The 16,110-nt window shown below is 67.0% G+C and carries 17 protein-coding genes; 3 read left to right on the plus strand and 14 right to left on the minus strand.

Annotated elements, in window-relative coordinates:
* Window positions 1–6 precede the first annotated feature (6 nt).
* Window positions 7–1,401, plus strand: coding sequence for an allophanate hydrolase (gene atzF / locus ACO2Q5_RS11900; RefSeq protein WP_423291246.1), 1,395 nt, complete (start codon window positions 7–9; stop codon window positions 1,399–1,401).
* On the opposite strand, the gene ACO2Q5_RS11905 is transcribed toward atzF, so the two are convergent.
* The 8 genes from ACO2Q5_RS11905 to ACO2Q5_RS11940 all read right to left on the minus strand — a co-directional run bounded on the left by ACO2Q5_RS11905 (window position 1,398) and on the right by ACO2Q5_RS11940 (window position 8,831).
* Complete coding sequence (locus ACO2Q5_RS11905; protein WP_423291248.1) at window positions 1,398–2,447, minus strand: enoyl-CoA hydratase/isomerase family protein; 1,050 nt, start codon at window positions 2,445–2,447, stop codon at window positions 1,398–1,400. The genes atzF and ACO2Q5_RS11905 overlap by 4 nt on opposite strands.
* Window positions 2,432–3,157 carry an NAD(P)H-dependent oxidoreductase gene (locus ACO2Q5_RS11910; RefSeq protein WP_423291250.1) on the minus strand — a complete coding sequence of 242 codons (726 nt, stop codon included), beginning with the start codon at window positions 3,155–3,157 and terminating at the stop codon, window positions 2,432–2,434. The genes ACO2Q5_RS11905 and ACO2Q5_RS11910 overlap by 16 nt, the downstream gene beginning before the upstream one ends.
* Before the next feature lie 7 nt (window positions 3,158–3,164).
* Window positions 3,165–4,100 carry a 3-keto-5-aminohexanoate cleavage protein gene (locus tag ACO2Q5_RS11915; protein WP_423291252.1) on the minus strand — a complete coding sequence of 312 codons (936 nt, stop codon included), beginning with the start codon at window positions 4,098–4,100 and terminating at the stop codon, window positions 3,165–3,167.
* 3 nt (window positions 4,101–4,103) lie between these two features.
* Window positions 4,104–5,045: a DUF6282 family protein gene (locus tag ACO2Q5_RS11920; protein ID WP_423291254.1), complete on the minus strand. Its 942-nt coding sequence runs from the start codon at window positions 5,043–5,045 to the stop codon at window positions 4,104–4,106.
* Window positions 5,046–5,057: 12 nt separating this feature from the next.
* On the minus strand, window positions 5,058–5,828 hold the full coding sequence (locus tag ACO2Q5_RS11925) for an HpcH/HpaI aldolase family protein (protein WP_423291256.1): 771 nt from the start codon (window positions 5,826–5,828) through the stop codon (window positions 5,058–5,060).
* A gap of 24 nt (window positions 5,829–5,852) precedes the next feature.
* The gene (locus ACO2Q5_RS11930; protein ID WP_423291258.1) at window positions 5,853–7,133 is read right to left on the minus strand and encodes a TRAP transporter large permease; all 1,281 of its coding nucleotides are present in this window, start codon (window positions 7,131–7,133) and stop codon (window positions 5,853–5,855) included.
* The gene (locus ACO2Q5_RS11935) at window positions 7,130–7,717 is read right to left on the minus strand and encodes a TRAP transporter small permease (RefSeq protein ID WP_423291260.1); all 588 of its coding nucleotides are present in this window, start codon (window positions 7,715–7,717) and stop codon (window positions 7,130–7,132) included. Before ACO2Q5_RS11935 ends, ACO2Q5_RS11930 begins: the two co-directional genes overlap by 4 nt.
* Window positions 7,718–7,835: 118 nt before the next feature.
* Window positions 7,836–8,831, minus strand: a complete 996-nt coding sequence (locus ACO2Q5_RS11940) for a TRAP transporter substrate-binding protein (protein WP_423291262.1) — start codon at window positions 8,829–8,831, stop codon at window positions 7,836–7,838.
* Between the two features lie 212 nt (window positions 8,832–9,043).
* Here ACO2Q5_RS11940 and ACO2Q5_RS11945 point away from each other — a divergent pair, with 212 nt between their 5' ends.
* The gene (locus tag ACO2Q5_RS11945; RefSeq protein ID WP_423291264.1) at window positions 9,044–9,949 is read left to right on the plus strand and encodes a hypothetical protein; all 906 of its coding nucleotides are present in this window, start codon (window positions 9,044–9,046) and stop codon (window positions 9,947–9,949) included.
* A gap of 35 nt (window positions 9,950–9,984) precedes the next feature.
* Window positions 9,985–10,776, plus strand: a complete 792-nt coding sequence (locus ACO2Q5_RS11950; RefSeq protein WP_423291266.1) for an IclR family transcriptional regulator — start codon at window positions 9,985–9,987, stop codon at window positions 10,774–10,776.
* A 3-nt stretch (window positions 10,777–10,779) separates the two neighbouring features.
* Here ACO2Q5_RS11950 and ACO2Q5_RS11955 read toward each other — a convergent pair whose 3' ends face one another.
* Genes ACO2Q5_RS11955 through ACO2Q5_RS11980 form a run of 6 tightly spaced genes read right to left on the minus strand, consistent with a single transcriptional unit; the run spans window position 10,780 to window position 16,095 of the window.
* A complete protein-coding gene (locus ACO2Q5_RS11955; RefSeq protein WP_423291269.1) occupies window positions 10,780–11,532 on the minus strand; it encodes an SDR family NAD(P)-dependent oxidoreductase in 753 nt (250 codons plus the stop codon).
* A gap of 10 nt (window positions 11,533–11,542) precedes the next feature.
* Complete coding sequence (locus ACO2Q5_RS11960; RefSeq protein WP_423291271.1) at window positions 11,543–12,271, minus strand: TSUP family transporter; 729 nt, start codon at window positions 12,269–12,271, stop codon at window positions 11,543–11,545.
* Complete coding sequence (locus ACO2Q5_RS11965) at window positions 12,268–13,245, minus strand: ABC transporter ATP-binding protein (RefSeq protein ID WP_423291273.1); 978 nt, start codon at window positions 13,243–13,245, stop codon at window positions 12,268–12,270. Before ACO2Q5_RS11965 ends, ACO2Q5_RS11960 begins: the two co-directional genes overlap by 4 nt.
* Window positions 13,242–14,222: an ABC transporter ATP-binding protein gene (locus ACO2Q5_RS11970; RefSeq protein ID WP_423291275.1), complete on the minus strand. Its 981-nt coding sequence runs from the start codon at window positions 14,220–14,222 to the stop codon at window positions 13,242–13,244. Before ACO2Q5_RS11970 ends, ACO2Q5_RS11965 begins: the two co-directional genes overlap by 4 nt.
* Window positions 14,219–15,178 (minus strand): ABC transporter permease, encoded by a 960-nt coding sequence (locus ACO2Q5_RS11975; RefSeq protein ID WP_423291277.1) that lies wholly within the window; start codon window positions 15,176–15,178, stop codon window positions 14,219–14,221. Before ACO2Q5_RS11975 ends, ACO2Q5_RS11970 begins: the two co-directional genes overlap by 4 nt.
* A complete protein-coding gene (locus ACO2Q5_RS11980; RefSeq protein WP_423291279.1) occupies window positions 15,178–16,095 on the minus strand; it encodes an ABC transporter permease in 918 nt (305 codons plus the stop codon). Before ACO2Q5_RS11980 ends, ACO2Q5_RS11975 begins: the two co-directional genes overlap by 1 nt.
* Between the last annotated feature and the right edge of the window lie 15 nt (window positions 16,096–16,110).

Consider the following 16,110-nt stretch of genomic DNA (forward strand, 5'->3'; position numbering starts at 1 on the left):
GAAGCCATGACCAAGACCCCGCTTGCCGCGCTGTCCTTTGATATCGGCGCCCTTCATACCGCCTATGCCGCGGGCACGGCGCCATCGTCGGTGATGGAGGAGGTCTTCGCCCGCATCCGCGCCGCCGATGATCCGGCCATTTTCCTGCATCTGCGCCCCGCGGCGGAGGCAGCGGCGGAGGCGGCCGATCTGCCGCCCTTTGACCCCGTGGCCTATCCCTTGTGGGGGGTGCCCTTCGCGGTGAAGGACAATATCGACGTGGGCGCTGTGCCGACGACCGCGGCCTGCCCGGCCTTTGCCTATTGCGCCGCGGCGGATGCCTTTGTGGTGGCGCGGCTGCGCGCGGCGGGGGCGATCTGGATCGGCAAGACCAATCTGGACCAGTTCGCCACCGGGCTGGTGGGGGTGCGGTCGCCCTATGGGGTGCCGCGGAATGCTCTGGACCCGCAGATCGTGCCGGGTGGGTCGTCCAGCGGATCGGGCGTGGCGGTGGCGCGGGGGCTGGTCAGCTTTTCGCTGGGCACCGACACGGCGGGTTCGGGGCGGGTGCCTGCCGCGCTGAACAATATCGTCGGGCTGAAGCCCTCGCTCGGGGCGCTGTCGGGCAGCGGCATGGTGCCGGCCTGCCGGACGCTGGACACGATTTCCATCTTTGCGCTGACAGTGGGGGACGCGTGGACGGCGTTCCGGGCGGCGGCGGCCTATGACGATGCGGATCCGTGGTCGCGCGCGATGCCCGCGCCGGTTCTGGCGCCGGTCTCGGGCGGGCTGCGGATCGGCATTCCCGATGCGGCCAGCATCGAGTTCTTCGGCGATTCTGCGCAGGCCGCTGCCTTTGCCGCGGCGGTGCAGGGGCTGCGCGACGGGGGCGCTACGGTGCAGGAGGTGGATTTCACCCCGTTCTATGACGTGGCGCGGATGCTCTATGAAGGCGCCTGGGTGGCTGAGCGGATGGCGGCGGTGGAGCCGCTCTTCCGCGCCAATCCCGGGGCGTTCCATCCGGTGACGGCGCAGATCATCGGCACGGCGGACCGGCTTTCGGCGGCGGATGCATTTCGCGGCATCTACCGTCTGGCCGCGCTGAAGCGGGTGGCAGAGACCGCCATGGCCGGGCTCGACCTGCTGGCGGTGCCGACGATCCCCACCTTTTACACCTTGGCCGATCTGGAGGCGGACCCCATCGGGCCGAACAGCCGTCTGGGCACCTATACGAATTTCGTCAACCTGCTGGATCTGTGCGGGATTGCCGTGCCCACCGGGCCGCGGGCAGACGGGCGGCCCGGCAGCCTTACGCTGCTGGCGCGGGCGGGGCAGGATGCGCTGACCGCCGCGCTGGCGGCAGAGCTTCACCGGCGGGCTGCGCCCGTCATGGGCGCGACGGGGCATCCACTGCCGCGTTAGCGGCTGAAGATCAGCTCATCCTCTCCCAGATCGGCCAGAAGCGCCGCCACCTCGGTTGCATCGGGCACCGGGCGCCAGTTTGGCTGGCGGTCCTTGTCGATCAGCTGGGCGCGGACGCCTTCGTGAAAATCGGTCAGCCCCGGCTGGGCGGCGCGGAAGGTGAAACGGTATTCGGCGCGCAGCGCGGTGCGGATATCGGCGTCAGCAGGCAGGGCGCGGATCAGCGCCAGCGTGGCCGCCATCGACAGTGGAGAGTTCCGGCGCATCGCTGCGGCGCCCACCTGTGCCCGGTCTTCCGGGCAGGCGGCGATCCCGGCCAGAATGCCTGCCACATCCGGGGCGTCCAGCGCGGGCGCAATCCGGCGGCACAGGTCCAGAAGCGGGGTTTCCCCCGCCGGGCGGGCCATTGCCGTGATCATCGACAGATCGCCGCGGCACAGGGCGGCGGTCAGGGCGGGCCAGTCCTGCCGCGGGATCAGATGATCGGCAAAGCCCGCGGCAATGGCATCACCGGGACCCATGCGGTCGGCCGTCAGCCCCAGCCAGAGACCCAGTCCGGCGGGCGCGCGGGCCAGCAGCAGCGTGCCGCCCACATCGGGGATCAGGCCGATCCCCGCCTCGGGCATGGCCATCTGTACGCTGTCATCGACGATGCGATGCGCAACATGGCAGGCCAGACCCACGCCGCCGCCCATGACAAAGCCCTGCATCAGCGCGATGACCGGTTTCGGATATTCCGCCAGCTTGGCGTTCATCCGGTATTCGTCCCGCCAGAAATCGCGGCCCGCCTGCGGGTTTCCGGCCATGCCCGCGCGCCAGACCGCGGCCACATCGCCGCCTGCGCAGAAGGCCCGGTCGCCCGCGGCATCGATCATGACCAGCTCCACCGCCGGATCGTCGCGCCACAGGTCCAGCGCGGATTCTATCGCCAGGGACATGGCGTGGGTCAGCGCGTTCAGCGCCTTGGGCCGGGTCAGGGTGATGCGCCCGGCGCGGCCCTCCAACCGCAGCGAAACCTCGGGGCAGGGGATCATGCGCGCGACCATGCGCCCTCGGGCACCAGGGCCAGCGGGTCTTCGGGGCGGCGGTTGCGGTCGGTGGGCAGGGCGGCCAGGTCCACGACCCGGGCGGCCCAGTCGTCCAGCAGTGCAGCGCGGGCGTCGTCACCGATGCGGGGCGCGCCGTAGCTGACGAAGGGCGGCTCGACCGTGAAGCCCATATATTCCAGCGCCAGCCGCCGCACCGGCCAGAGGACGGTTTCGATCGGGCCATAGACGCCCTCGTCCGAGAACCGCGCGGGCGTGCCGCCGGTGGTCACCGAGAGCGCCGCACGGCGCCCGGCGAAGAGGCCGGTGTCGAACCGCGCGCCGTCCACATAGGCGAAACCATAGGCCAGCACCCGGTCGATCCACCCCTTCAGGATGGCGGGCGGGCCGCCCCACCACAGCGGGAACTGCAGGATCAGCAGATCCGCCTGCAACAGCCGCGCCTGTTCACGGGCAATGTCGGGGGCAAAGCTGCCGGTGCGGCAGGCATGGGTCTGTTCCGACTGGTAGTGGAACCGGGCCGGATCGGCCGTATCGGTGAAATCGCCCCGACCGCCCTCGGCGTTGAAGCCTTCGGCATACAAGTCCGAATGCAGGACGCGGTGGCCCGCGCCTTCCAGTGCCGCGATGGCGCGGGCCGACAGGGCATGGTTGAAGGACGTGGGCTCGGGGTGGGCGGTGACGATCAGCACCGTCTTCGGATCTGTCATCATCGCCTCAGAAATTCACCTGATCGCCGCCCTTCAGGGCCAGCATCTCCCGTGCCTCGGCCGGGGTGGCGACCTGAAGGCCCAGACCTTCCAGAATGCCGCGCACCCGGGTAACCTGTTCGGCATTGCTTTCCGCCAGCCGCCCCGGCCCGCCCCAGAGCGAATCCTCCAGCCCCACGCGGACATTGCCGCCCATGGCCGCGGCCATGGTGACGATGGGCAGCTGCATCCGCCCCGCACCCAGAACGGACCAGTGGTAATCGGTGCCGAACAGCCGGTCGGCCGTGCGGCGCATATGGGCCACATCCTCGGGGTGGGTGCCGATGCCGCCCAGAATGCCAAAGACCGACTGCACGAAGAACGGCGGCTTGATCAGCCCGCGGTCGGCGAAATGGGCCAGCGTGTAGAGGTGGCCGATGTCATAGCATTCCACCTCGAACCTTGTGCCGTTGTCGGCGCCGATCCGCAGGATGGTTTCGATATCGGCGAAGGTGTTCTTGAACACCCGGTCGCGGGTGGATTCCAGATAGGCGGGTTCCCAGTCGTGGCGGAAGTCCTTGAACCGCGCCAGCATCGGGTAGAGGCCAAAGTTCATCGACCCCATGTTCAGCGAGGCGACCTCGGGCGCGAAATGCGCCACGGGCTGCATCCGTTCCTCCACCGTCATGGTAGGCGCGCCGCCGGTCGTCAGGTTCAGCACGGCGTCGCTGCGCTGGCGGATGATCTTCAGAAACGGCTCGAACAGGGCCGGTGTCTGGTCCGGGCGGCCGTCTTCGGGGTTGCGGGCGTGCAGGTGGATGATCGCCGCCCCGGCCTCGGCCGCGCCGATGGCGGCCTCGGCAATCTCGGCCGCCGTCACCGGCAGATGCGGCGACATGGACGGGGTGTGGATGCCGCCCGTGACGGCGCAGGTGATGATGACCTTCTTGGCCGGGGCTGCCATGGCTCAGGCCCCCTTGGCCAACAGGGTCTTGGCCGAGGTGGCGGTGATCTGGCGGATCACCTCATCCGTCACGCCCGCGTCGATCAGGTCCGACACGACCATCCGGTAGCCATCGACCGGCTTCGGCGCCTGCGTCAGCCCGAGGTCAGAGCCGAGGATCGTATGATCCGGCCCGGCCACGTTGATCAGATGCACCAGATCGGCGGTGTCATGCTGTTTCACCCGGCTTTCGATGAACATGCAGATCGAATGCTCCATATAGACATCCTGCGCCACCATCTGCCGGATATCTTCGTCCGAGCAGCCGATCAGATAGGTCGGGTGGTTGACCATCATCTTCTGCACGCCGCGCTTTTTCGCCTCGTCGAACAGCAGATGCAATTCACCCACCGGCAGGTGGCCGCCCGACAGGATGATGTTTCCGGCGGCGATCAGGTCGATCACCTTCAGCGTATCGTCGGTCAGCCGCCCGTTCGCGTCAACCGCCGACAGCCCCACCGGCGGCAGCATCGGCCGCGCGGTCTTCGGAAAGCTTTTGGCCGCATAGGCCTCGATGTGGTTGGTGGCCGAGAAGGTGGGCATCCAGACGATCTGCCCGCCGGTGGCGATGCAATGGTCCACCGCGAAGGGGTTGATCCCGCCTTCGGCATTGTTCAGCGCGATGCCGGACATCAGACGGACGTTCTTGTCCGGGAACACCTCGTCCAGAACGGTGACGTGGTTCATCCCGCTGTAATAGTGATCTTTGTAGAGGAGCACGTCGAAACCGGCCTCATCCGCCTCGCGCATGGCCTGCGCATGGCTGATGATCCGCGGCATGGCGGCGGGGCCGGAATGGCAGTGCAGATCCACCGCGCCCTGCAAAAGGCGTGCGATATGGGCGGTGCGCTCAGCCGTGTAATCCGGCAGCGGAACGATGGTCGGGAGGGCGGAAGGGCCAGCCATGGGAATTTCCTTTCAGTTCGCGCCAAGGCGCACGTCGGACAGGGATTTCAGCGCGCCGTTGCGCAGGAACCCCTGATCGGAAGAGACGATGAAGGCCGAGGCGCCCATCTCGCGGTAGCGGCGGGTGTCCTCTGTGCCGCCGGACATGATGGCCACGGGTTTGCCGTGACGCTTGGCGGCGGCCATGATCTGCGCGCAGGCCGAGATCACCTCGGGCGATTCCGGACCGCTGGCGCCAAGTGCGACGGTCAGGTCACCCCGGCCGATGAAGGCGGCGTCCAGCCCCGGGGTGGACAGGATGCCATCCAGATCCTCCAGCGCTTCGGCATCCTCGATCATGGCGATGAAAGAGACTTCCTCGTCATGCTTTTTCACATGGTCCCAAAGGCCAAGGCCCCCGAAATTGCCCGCGCGGGTGGTGTTGGAGAACCCCCGCTTGCCGCCGCGGTAGCGGCAGGCGGCCGCCATGTCGCGCGCCTTTTCCGCGCTCAGCACATGCGGCACCAGCACCCCCGCCGCCCCGTCATCCAGCACAGACAGTATGCGCGAGGCGATGGGGTCCGACACCCGCACCAGCCCGGCGATACCCGCGGCGCGGGCGGCCAGAATGGCGGTGTCGATGGTGATGCGGTCCCACGGCCCGTGCTCTTCGTCGATCACGACAAAATCGAAGCCGACCCCGCCCAGCAGCTCGATCGCATGGGGGACGGGGAATTTGCAGAAAGTGCCGATCAGCGGCTCTTGCGCCAGAAGGCGGCGGCGGAAGGTGGTGTATCCGGTCATGAGCGTTTCCTTACGGTTCTGGCGTCAGGGCGCGGGCATCATCAGATGCGGCAGCGCCAGCGTGATGGCGGGGATCAGGGCGATGGCCGCCAGAAGGCCAAGGCAGATCAGGAACATCGGGAACACGGCCTTCGACACAGCCCCCAGCGAGGCGCCCGAGATTGCGCAGACCACGAAGAGGCAGACCCCCACCGGCGGCGTGACCATGCCGATCACCACGTTCAACGTGACCATGACCCCGAACTGCACCAGATCCATCTCGATCATCGCGGCGATCTTCAGAAGGATCGGCATGGTGATGATCATGACCGAGATCGGCTCCAGGAACTTGCCCAGGATCAGGAGCATGATGTTGACCATCAGCAGCACGACCAGCTTGTTGTCCGAGATGGACAGCAGCGCCTCGGCGAATGTGGTGGGCACCTGTTCCACGGTCAGGGCAAAGGCCACGATGGAGGCCATGGCCAGGATGAACAACAGGCCCGAGGTGGCGATGGCGGTGATGACCAGCGCATCCCAGATCTTGGCCCAGGACAGTTCCCGGTGCAGCGCGCCCACGATCAGCGCATAGGCCACGGCCACGGCGGCGGATTCCGTCATGGTGAAGATGCCGGATTTCACCCCGCCCACGATGATGACGGGCAGCATCAGGGCCGGAATGGCGGCCACCAGCGCGCGGCCCCGTTCGCCCCAGCTGGCCCGGGGCATGGCGGGGTAATTGTGCCGGTGCGCCTGCCAGCCGGCATAGATCAGCAGCGCCACGCCCAGAAGGATGCCGGGCACGATGCCCGCCACGAACAGCTGCGCGATGGACACGCCCGACAGCACGCCGAAGATGATCATGGTGATCGACGGAGGGATCAGCGGGTCGATGACCGAGGACATGGCCACCAGCGCGCCGCCATAGGCCTTGGGGATGCCCTGCTTGTCCATCGCCGGGATCATCAGCGACCCGATGGCCGAAGCCTGCGCGATGGCGCTGCCAGAGATGCCCGCGAAAAGAATCGAGGCCAGCACCGTCACCAGCGAGATGCCGCCCTTGAAATGGCCGATCAGCGCATTGGCAAAGCCGATCATCCGGCTGGAAAGGCCGCCCAGATTCATCAGCGACCCGGCCAGCAGGAACAGCGGGATCGTCAGCAGGACGAACTGATCCACCCCCGCCAGCATCCGCTGCGGCATGGCCTGAACCAGCATCCAGTTGTCGGTCAGCCAGAGATAGAGGATGCCCCCCGCGCCAAGCGCCAGCGAGATCGGGATGCCCAGCACCAGAAGGACGATGAAGATGCCAAGAAAGCTGGTCATTGCGCGGCTCCGCCGGTGGAAATGTCGGATTGCGGCCCGGCCCCGGGGCCGGGCAGGTTGCCGCCGTGCGGATCGGGCCGGCCGGTCAGGAACAGCCACAGGTCCCAGAGATAATGGCCCACCACATGGGCCAGCAGCAGGCCGCAGCCGACCGGCACCGAGACATAGATCCAGAACACGGTGACACCCGCGGCATGGCCGGTCAGGCTTTCCCAGATGAAATCGAAGGCGGGCACGGATTGCCCGGTGAACCGCCCGGCAAAGGTCCAGCCTGCGGTGATCATCAGCCACAGGAACATCCAGACCGGCAGTGATACCACCAGCCGCAGCGCCAGCAGACCGCCGCGCGACAGGCGATGGCTGAGAATATCCAGCGCCACCAGCTCTCCGCGGTGATAGGCGATGCCGATCAGCAGGAATGTCTGCCAGATCAGGATGTAGCGGCACAATTCCTCGGCCCAGATGATCGAGGTGCCGAAGACGTAGCGGGCGGCGACCTGTGCCACCATCACCACCACGATCACCAGCGTCGAGAAACCGGCCAGGAATTTGAGCGTGAGAACATAGCCCGACCACAGCCGCATCGCGGCCGTCCGGGCAACCCCGCCGGCGGGCGGGGAAGCGGATTGGTTCATCTGAGAAAGGCCCGATGGTTCGGGGCCGGCCCCGGAGCGGGGTGCGCAGGGACCGGCCGGAAAGGCGTCAGGCGGCCTGTGCGGCCTTGACGAATTCGTCGATCAGCGGTGACTTGGCCGACCATTCCGACAGGATCGGCGCCAGATCGCCGCGCAGCTTGTCCAGATCAGACAGCTCGTGGATCTCCAGCCCCTTTGCCTGCAGCGCCTCGCGGCCCGTGGCGTCCTGTTCTTTCGCATAGGCGATGGTCGGGCCGATGGCATCCGTCCCGGCCTGCCGCATCGCGGCCTGCACCTCGGCCGGCAGCGTGTCGAAGATCATCTTGTTGGCCGAGATGATCGCATGCCACGGGTAATGGCCGGTCAGCGTCATCTGCTTGCCGACTTCCCACAGGTTTTCACCGATGATGGACGAGATATTGGTCTCCAGCGCATCCAGCACGCCGGTTTCCATCGCACCATAGACTTCGCCATAGGGCAGGCCCACCGGGGCGGTGCCGATCTTTTCCCAGATTTCCTTGTGCAGCGGCACCGGCACGATCCGGGTCTTCAGACCGGCGAAATCGGCGGTCGTGGTGACGGCCTTCTTGGTCGACAGGAAATGGCGCTGGCCGATGTCGACGGTGGACAGGCCCACCAGACCGGCTTCGTCCAGATCGGCCAGCAGCTTGGCGCCGACTTCGCTTTTCGCCATCTTTTCCATGTGGTCGTAGTCGCGGATCAGGAAGGGCAGCTGATAGGCGTTCAGCGCCTCGCGCCCGGTGACCAGCGGGAAGATCACGCCCGAGACCATGGACAGCTGCACCGTGCCCGCCACGGTGGATTCCAGATTCTGCTTGTCATCGCCCAGCTGGCGGTTGGGGAAGATCTGGATGTTCACGGCGCCGGGCAGCAGGGCTTCCATCGCCTTCTGGAATTCCAGCGCGAAGATATGGCCCGGATGGCTCTCGGCCGTGGCATGGGCCAGCATCAGTTTCATCGCATTCGCCCGGACAATCGACGGCGCAGCCAGTGCGACGGCCATAGAGCCCGACATTGCCATCATCTGGCGGCGGTTCAGCATAACTATCCTCCCGTTTCGTATTGCAGAACACTGTATCGCAATTTACAATGATGTTGCGCATGACTGTCAAGTCGATTCTTTTCTGCATGGAGTGCGGGCGTTTCTCGGCGGAAAGAGGCTGGAAACAATCGGGAAACTGACGTTGACAGTTTGGGAATGTAAAAATAACGGTACAAGTGTTCTGACAGAAAGAACGACAGGAGGAGGCTCATATGTATGACACCAGCGATCCCCGCAGCCGTCTTGCCGGAAGCGCCGCCCCGGCCACCGCCGCTGGGCTTGGCTTTGCCGATGCCGACCTCGGGCTGTTCTACGAAACCGCGCCGCAGATCGCCGACGATCTGGCGCCGACATGGATCACCCGCGGCCAGAATTTCCTTGTGGCCCATACTGATGCGCAGCCCGGCGCTGTGCTGACCCGCAGCACGCAGCCTGATGAATATGTGCTGATCCTGCCCCGGCGCGACAGCCGCGCCATCGTGACCGCGGGCGGTGAAACCACCGAGGTGGCAGGCCATTCGCTGACCATCCTGCCGCCCGGCGACAGCCGGATCGAACTGCCCGACGGCGGCCCGGCCGAGCGCATCTTTTCGACCGTGCAGGAAGACCTGTCGGCGCTGGCCTCCAACGCGGCCTCTTTCGTCACGCGCCGCCCGCAGATCCCGCCGTTCCGCCCGTGGCCCGCGCCGCCCGGCGGTTACCGCATCCGCAGCTACAGCCTTGACGTGCCGCCCACACCGGGCCGCTTCGGCCGGATTTTCCGCTGCACCACGCTGATGATAAACGTACTGGACCCGCAGGTCGGGCCGCGTGACATCACCAAACTGTCGCCGCATCACCACGACGATTTCGAACAGGGCTCGCTGTCGGTCGAGGGCCGCTTCGTCCACCATCTGCGCTGGCCCTGGACGGTGAACCTGAACGACTGGCGTGAAGACCGGCACCCGGAGGTGGGCTCCCCCTCGCTGACCGTCATTCCGGCCCCGGCCATCCACACCTCGCGCGGGGTGGATCAGGGCGTGAACCAGCTGATCGACATTTTTGCCCCGCCCCGCGAGGATTTCTCGCAACAAGCCGGTTGGGTCTTGAATGCGAATGATTATCCTATGCCGGACTGAAGGTGATGGACCGCAGCCCCGGGAGAGGCCCTGAGATGAGTGACGACGGCGACGCCAAATCCGGCGGGCGCGGCAGCAGCGTGCAGGCGGTGGAATTCGCCCTGCATATTCTGGAGTTCATGGTGCAGGCGCAGGGCTCGGTCGGGGTATCGGAACTGGCCCGGCAGTTCGGCACCACGAAAAGCCGCATCCACCGCCATCTGCAGACGCTGGTCTCGGCCGGGTATCTGCTGCGCGATGCCGATACCGAACGCTACGGGATCAGCGCGCGGCTGATCGCATTGGGGCAGGCGGTGGGCGAGAACTTTGAACTCGCCACTGCCGCCCGTTTCGTCGCGCGCGAATTGCGCGACCGGATGGGCCATGCCGTCACCGTCAGCCAGCCGGATACAGGCGGGGTGCGGGTGCTTTTGCTGGTGCCCAGCCGGTCCAATATCGAAATCAGCGTGAAGCCCGGCTCGCTTCTCAGCCATCACGCCAGCGCGCAAGGCAAGATCGCGCTGGCCTTCGGCGATGCGATCCTGCTGCCGCAGATCTGCGATGCGCCCTTGGAACGCCACACGGCCTATACGATCCTTGACCCCGAACAGCTGAAGGCCGAGATCGACACGATCCGCCGTCAGGGCTGGGCCGTCGCGCCGAATGAGATCATGGTCGGGCTGAACGCGCTGGCCGCGCCCATCCGCGATGCACTTGGCCATTTCGTCGGCGTGGTGTCCATGGTGGACTCGATCCAGTATCTGGGTCCGGTCCCATCCGCCGAACATATTGCCGAGATCACCGCTGCAGCGCGGGAAATCTCGGCCAATCTGGGCTACCGGACCTGAGCGTCAGGGGAGGAGCAGCCCGCCGTCGACATGGATCACCTGCCCGGTGATCTGCCGCGCCGCGGGCGACAGCAGAAAGGCCGCCGTTTCCGCCACATCCGCGGGTTCGCCGATCCGGCCCGTGGGGGTGATGGCGGCCGCGCTTTCCATCGTGGCCGAGGATGTGGCTGTATGGCCGCCGCTGTCCTTGCGGACGAAACCGGGGGCGATGCAGTTCACCGTCACCCCGTGCGGCCCCAACTGCACCGCCAAGGATTTCGCCAGCGCCTCCAGCGCGGCCTTGGCGGCGCCGGACACCGGATAATGCAGCCCGTTGGTGCCAAAGCCATGCGCCACGAAGGAACTGATCGCCACCACCCGGCCCTGACGGCTGGTCGTCAGATCGGGCAGCGCCGCATTGATCAGCCGCAGGAAGGCCACCGGCATCATGGCGAAGGCGGCCTCCAGATCGGCGGGTGTGATGGTGCCGAAATTGCCGCGCTGCGCCCGGCCTGCATTGGATACGATCCCGTCCACCCGGCCAAAGGCCTCGTGCGCCGTCTCAACCAGCGCGGGCGCGGTGGCGGGATCGGCCAGATCGCCCAGGGCTGTGGCCACCTGCGCCCCGGTGGCGCGCAATTCCCCGGCCAGCGCCTCCAGCCCCGCGGCATTCCTGCCGGTGTGCAGTACCAGCCGCGCGCCGGGCTGCGCCATCCGCCGGGCAATGGCTGCGCCGATACCGGTGGCGGCACCCGTGATCAGCAGAACCGCGTCCATCTCACTCTCCTCATGCAAAAGCGCGGGCCAGCAGCACGATGGCCGAGGCGGAAGAGACCGCGATGACCACCGGCTTGACCCGCCCCTTGTCCATCAGCCGCCGCCCCCAGCCCGAGGCGAGGAAGCCCGCCAGCGCGAAGGGGGTCATCATCGCGCCAAGCGCCAGATCGTGCAGCCCGAACCGCCCCGCGGCCAGCAGGGCGGCAATGGAAATCAGACCGCCCACGAAGAAATAGGCGTTCAGCGTCGCCCGCATCCGCGCAGGTGCGGCATTCTGATAGGCAATCGCCATCGGTGGCGCCCCGATCGAGGTCAGCGTGCCCATGAAGCCCGAAATCAGCCCTGCCCCGAACAGCGTGCCGGGCGTCGTCTGCACCTTCAGCCCCGACAGGCTGAGCGCGACGGCCAAGAGGATGGCGAAGCCGAACAGCCCGGCAAAACCTTCGGGTGACAGTAGACCCACCACAAGCGCGGCGCCCGCGGCGGCCACGGCGCGGCCCGACAGCGCAAAGGCCAGATCGCGCCGGTTGACCTGTGACCGCTCGGCCACCGCGCCGCCGATGCAGACCGCGGTGGCCATGACCAGCATCGGGCCGGGCACAAAGGCCTGATCAATGATCGCCAGCAGGGGGGCGGCCAACATGTTGAAGCCAAAGCCGGTGGACCCCTGCACCGCGCCCGCGCAGAAGACGGCAATCACGGCGGCAAGGCCCGGCCAGCTGAACAAAAGCTCGGTCATGCGCCGCTGTTCCAGCAGGCGGCAAAGCGCGCGCCCTCTCGCCGCAACAGCGGTGGCTCGGCATTGCGGCATTGTTCGGTGGCCAAGGGGCAGCGCGGATGAAAGCGGCAGCCGGTCGGCGGGTTGGCGATGTCCACGCTTTCGCCCGGATGCACGATCCGACGCCGTGTCCGCTGCACCTTCGGATCGGCCACCGGGACCGCCGACAAAAGCGCGCGCGTATAGGGATGGATCGGGCGGGAATAGACATCCTCGCGCGGGGCCACCTCAACCAGACGCCCGGCATACATGATGGCGACGCGGTGGCTGATGTGGCGGACGATGGCCAGATCATGGGCGATGAACAGGAAGGAAATCCCCAGATCGCGCTGCAGATCCTGCATCAGGTTCACCACCTGCGCCCGGACGGACACGTCCAGCGCCGAGACCGGCTCATCCGCAACGATCAGCGCGGGCTTCAGCGCCAGTGCGCGGGCAATGCCGATCCTTTGCCGCTGCCCGCCGGAGAAGCTGTGGGGATAACGGTCCGCCGCATCGGCGGGCAGGCCGACCCGGGTCAGTAGATCGCGCACCGTGGCGCGGGCTTCCTCGGGGGTGGCGGCGATGCCGTGGACCAGCAGCGGCTCTGCCACGATTTCCCCCACCCGGTGGCGCGGGTTCAGCGAGGTATAGGGGTCCTGCAACACGATCTGCATCCGCGCGCGCAAGCGGCGCAGGGCATCGCCCTGCAACCGGGTGATATCCTGCCCCTCGAACAGGATCCGCCCTTGCGCCGCGGCCAGACGGCGCAGCACGGCGCGGCCCACGGTGGTCTTGCCCGACCCGCTTTCGCCGACCAGCCCCAAAGTCTCACCCGGCGCGATGTCAAAGGAGACATTGGCCACCGCATTGACCGCACGGCGGCGGCGGAACAGGCCCGCGGCGGACAGTTCGTAATCAACGGACAGGTTCTGGACCGAAAGGGTGGGCGTCATGCCGCCCCCCATGCGGGCGTGCCCGCCTTCCAGCAGGCCACCTGACCGGCGCCCCATGCGCGCAGGGGCGGCATCTTTGCGCAATCCGGCCCCGCAATCGGGCAGCGCGCGCGGAAGGCACAGCCTTCGGGCGGATGCAGCAGGCCCGGCGGCATGCCGTCGATGGCCACCAGCCTCTCCTCCCCCGCCTCCAGCTGCGGGGTGGAGCGGATCAGGCCTTGAGTATAGGGATGCGCGGGCGCGGCGAAGATCTCCTCGACCGGGGCCACTTCGACGATCTGGCCCGCATACATCACCGCCACCCGGTGGCAGAGGCCCGCCACGATGCCCAGATCATGGGTGATCAGGATGATCGACAGGCCCAGCCGGTCCTGCAACTCGGCCATCAGTTCAAGGATCTGCGCCTGAATGGTCACATCCAGCGCGGTGGTGGGTTCATCGGCGATGACCAGCTTCGGCTCACAGGCGACGGCCATGGCGATCATCACGCGCTGCCGCATCCCGCCCGAAAGCTCATGCGGGAACTGCGCCAGCCGCCGCCGCGCGCCGGAAATGCCGACCGCCGCCAGCAGTTCTGCGGCGCGGTCCAGCGCCGCGGCGCGGGGCAGGCCCAGATGTAGGGTGATCCCCTCGGCGATCTGGTCGCCGATGGTCATCAGCGGGTTGAGCGAGGTCATCGGGTTCTGGAACACCATGCTGATGTCCTTGCCCCAGACGCCGCGCGGCGCGCGGGGGGCGCCTGCTCCCACCAGAGGATGCCCCTGCCAGCGCACCTGACCGCCCGCAATTCGCCCGGGGATGTCGATCAGCCCCATGATCGCCTGCGCCGTCACCGATTTGCCCGACCCGCTTTCGCCGACCAGCCCCAAAGTCTCACCCCGGGCCACGGTCAGGGACACGCCGCGCAGGGCCTGCACGGTGCCCGCGCGGGTATCGAAGGCAACCTCCAGATTTTCCACCTCCAGAAGGGGCGTCATGACCGCACCCCCCGCCGCCGGGCGCGCCGTTCTATCCGCCGCCGCCGCGCGGCCTCGGCCCGGGCGAAACGTTTCTCTCGTTCCTCCGGGTCGGTCGTCACCCGCAGCCAGTTGGCAAAGAGGTTGATCGACAGCACCGTGGCCACGATGGCCAGCCCGGGGAAGGTGATCACCCACCATGCGATGAACAGGTAATCCCGCCCCGAGGCCACATCGAGGCCCCATGACGTGGCGGGCGGCTGCACGCCAAAGCCAAGGAAGGATACCGCGGCCTCGGCCAGCACGATATTGGTGAACTCAAGGATCAGAAGGGTCATCAGGGGCGAGATCAGGTTCGGCAGGATATGCCGGAAGATCACCCGCGACGGGCGGCAGCCCACGATCTCGGCCGCTTCGACATAGGGCGCCGCGCGGGTGGAGGAGACGATACCGCGCACCAGTCGCGCATAGACCATCCAGTTCGTCACCGACAGGACAAGGATCAGCGTCCAAATCCCCGCGCCCACAACGCCCACCACCAGCAGGATCAAAAGGATGCCGGGAAAGGAGATCTGGATATCCACCAGCCGCATCAGCACGGCATCGGTGCGCCCGCCCGCATAGCCCGCCCAAAGCCCGACTAGGGTGCCCAAAGTGGCGGCCAGAAGGCTGGTCAGCAGGCCCACCGTCAGCGTGGCCCGCGCGCCCCAGATCAGCCGCGACAGCACGTCCCGGCCCAGATTGTCAGTGCCGAACAGATGCTCCCAGTTGCCGCGGGGCATCCACGCGGGGGGCGTCAGCCGTGAGGTCAGCGACTGGAACTGGGGTTCATGCGGTGCGATCAGCGGCGCGAAGATTGCCATCAGTGCGATGGCCACGATCACCAGCAGGCTGATCGCCGCGGTCTTGTCCTGCCAAAGCTCGGCCAGAAATCCGCCTGTGCGGGCCGCGGCGGGCGAGGGGGCGGACGCGGCCATCAGTTCAGCTCGATCCGCGGATCGACGGTTTTCGCCAGCAGATCCATGGCAATGCCGATCAGCACGATCAGGCCCGAGACGATGAAGACGATGGCCTGCATCAGGAACAGGTCACCCTTCTGGATCGCCTGCACCGCGGTGCTGCCAAGGCCGGGCCATGCAAACACCGTCTCCACCACCACCGTATAGCCCGACAGCGCCGTGATCATCTCCCACCCCGAGATGGAGATGAACGGCACCATGATGTTGCGAAGCGCGTGGCGGTGCAGGATCACCGACAGGCCCAGCCCCTTGGACCGGGCGGTTTTCACGTAGGGTTTGTTCAGTTCCTCGATCATGCTGGCGCGCACCATCATCGTGAACCGCGCCAAGGGGGCCAGCGCCATGGTGACCGCGGGCAGGATCAGGTGCCAGACCGTCCCCATGGAGGAAGTCGGTAGCCATTTCAGCCAGACGCCGAAGACCATGATCGCCATCAGCCCGACCCAGAACTGGGGCATGGCTAGCCCCAGAAGCCCGGCCGATGTGGTCAGCCGGTCCACCAGCCCGCCTGGCCGCAGCGCCGCAATCGCGCCAAGCGGCAGGGACAGCGCGACGGCCAACCCAAGGGCGGCCCCGATCAGCAAAAGCGAATTCGGCAGACGTTCAAACACCACCTCGACCGCGGGGCGGCGCTGCCACATGCTTTGCCCGAAATCCAGCGTCAGGATATCGCCGCAAAAGCGCAGGAACTGCACCGGCAGCGGCTGGTCCAGCCCGATCTGCGCGGCAAAGGCGGCGCGCTGCTCAGCGGTGGCCGACAGCGGCAGCATCAGATCCACCGGATTGCCCGCCAGTCGCGTGACGACAAAGACGGTGGCGGTCACACCGAAGACCACCAGCACACCCTGCATCAGACGGTGAAGAAGAAAGGGCAACACGGGCGGCGGTCT

It is taken from the genome of Neotabrizicola sp. VNH66, assembly GCF_049445895.1.
Lineage (GTDB): Bacteria > Pseudomonadota > Alphaproteobacteria > Rhodobacterales > Rhodobacteraceae > Pseudogemmobacter.

Excerpts from the sequence above, each read along its gene's own strand:
- ACO2Q5_RS11960 (WP_423291271.1), bottom strand. The coding sequence starts at position 12,271 with ATGACCGAGCTTTTGTTCAGCTGGCCGGGCCTTGCCGCCGTGATTGCC.
- ACO2Q5_RS11945 (WP_423291264.1), top strand. The coding sequence starts at position 9,044 with ATGTATGACACCAGCGATCCCCGCAGCCGTCTTGCCGGAAGCGCCGCC.
- ACO2Q5_RS11935 (WP_423291260.1), bottom strand. The coding sequence starts at position 7,717 with ATGCGGCTGTGGTCGGGCTATGTTCTCACGCTCAAATTCCTGGCCGGT.
- ACO2Q5_RS11915 (WP_423291252.1), bottom strand. The coding sequence starts at position 4,100 with ATGGCAGCCCCGGCCAAGAAGGTCATCATCACCTGCGCCGTCACGGGC.
- ACO2Q5_RS11955 (WP_423291269.1), bottom strand. The coding sequence starts at position 11,532 with ATGGACGCGGTTCTGCTGATCACGGGTGCCGCCACCGGTATCGGCGCA.
- ACO2Q5_RS11975 (WP_423291277.1), bottom strand. The coding sequence starts at position 15,178 with ATGGCCGCGTCCGCCCCCTCGCCCGCCGCGGCCCGCACAGGCGGATTT.
- ACO2Q5_RS11930 (WP_423291258.1), bottom strand. The coding sequence starts at position 7,133 with ATGACCAGCTTTCTTGGCATCTTCATCGTCCTTCTGGTGCTGGGCATC.
- ACO2Q5_RS11925 (WP_423291256.1), bottom strand. The coding sequence starts at position 5,828 with ATGACCGGATACACCACCTTCCGCCGCCGCCTTCTGGCGCAAGAGCCG.
- ACO2Q5_RS11950 (WP_423291266.1), top strand. The coding sequence starts at position 9,985 with ATGAGTGACGACGGCGACGCCAAATCCGGCGGGCGCGGCAGCAGCGTG.
- ACO2Q5_RS11905 (WP_423291248.1), bottom strand. The coding sequence starts at position 2,447 with ATGGTCGCGCGCATGATCCCCTGCCCCGAGGTTTCGCTGCGGTTGGAG.
- ACO2Q5_RS11920 (WP_423291254.1), bottom strand. The coding sequence starts at position 5,045 with ATGGCTGGCCCTTCCGCCCTCCCGACCATCGTTCCGCTGCCGGATTAC.
- ACO2Q5_RS11940 (WP_423291262.1), bottom strand. The coding sequence starts at position 8,831 with ATGCTGAACCGCCGCCAGATGATGGCAATGTCGGGCTCTATGGCCGTC.
- ACO2Q5_RS11970 (WP_423291275.1), bottom strand. The coding sequence starts at position 14,222 with ATGACGCCCCTTCTGGAGGTGGAAAATCTGGAGGTTGCCTTCGATACC.
- ACO2Q5_RS11965 (WP_423291273.1), bottom strand. The coding sequence starts at position 13,245 with ATGACGCCCACCCTTTCGGTCCAGAACCTGTCCGTTGATTACGAACTG.
- atzF (WP_423291246.1), top strand. The coding sequence starts at position 7 with ATGACCAAGACCCCGCTTGCCGCGCTGTCCTTTGATATCGGCGCCCTT.
- ACO2Q5_RS11910 (WP_423291250.1), bottom strand. The coding sequence starts at position 3,157 with ATGACAGATCCGAAGACGGTGCTGATCGTCACCGCCCACCCCGAGCCC.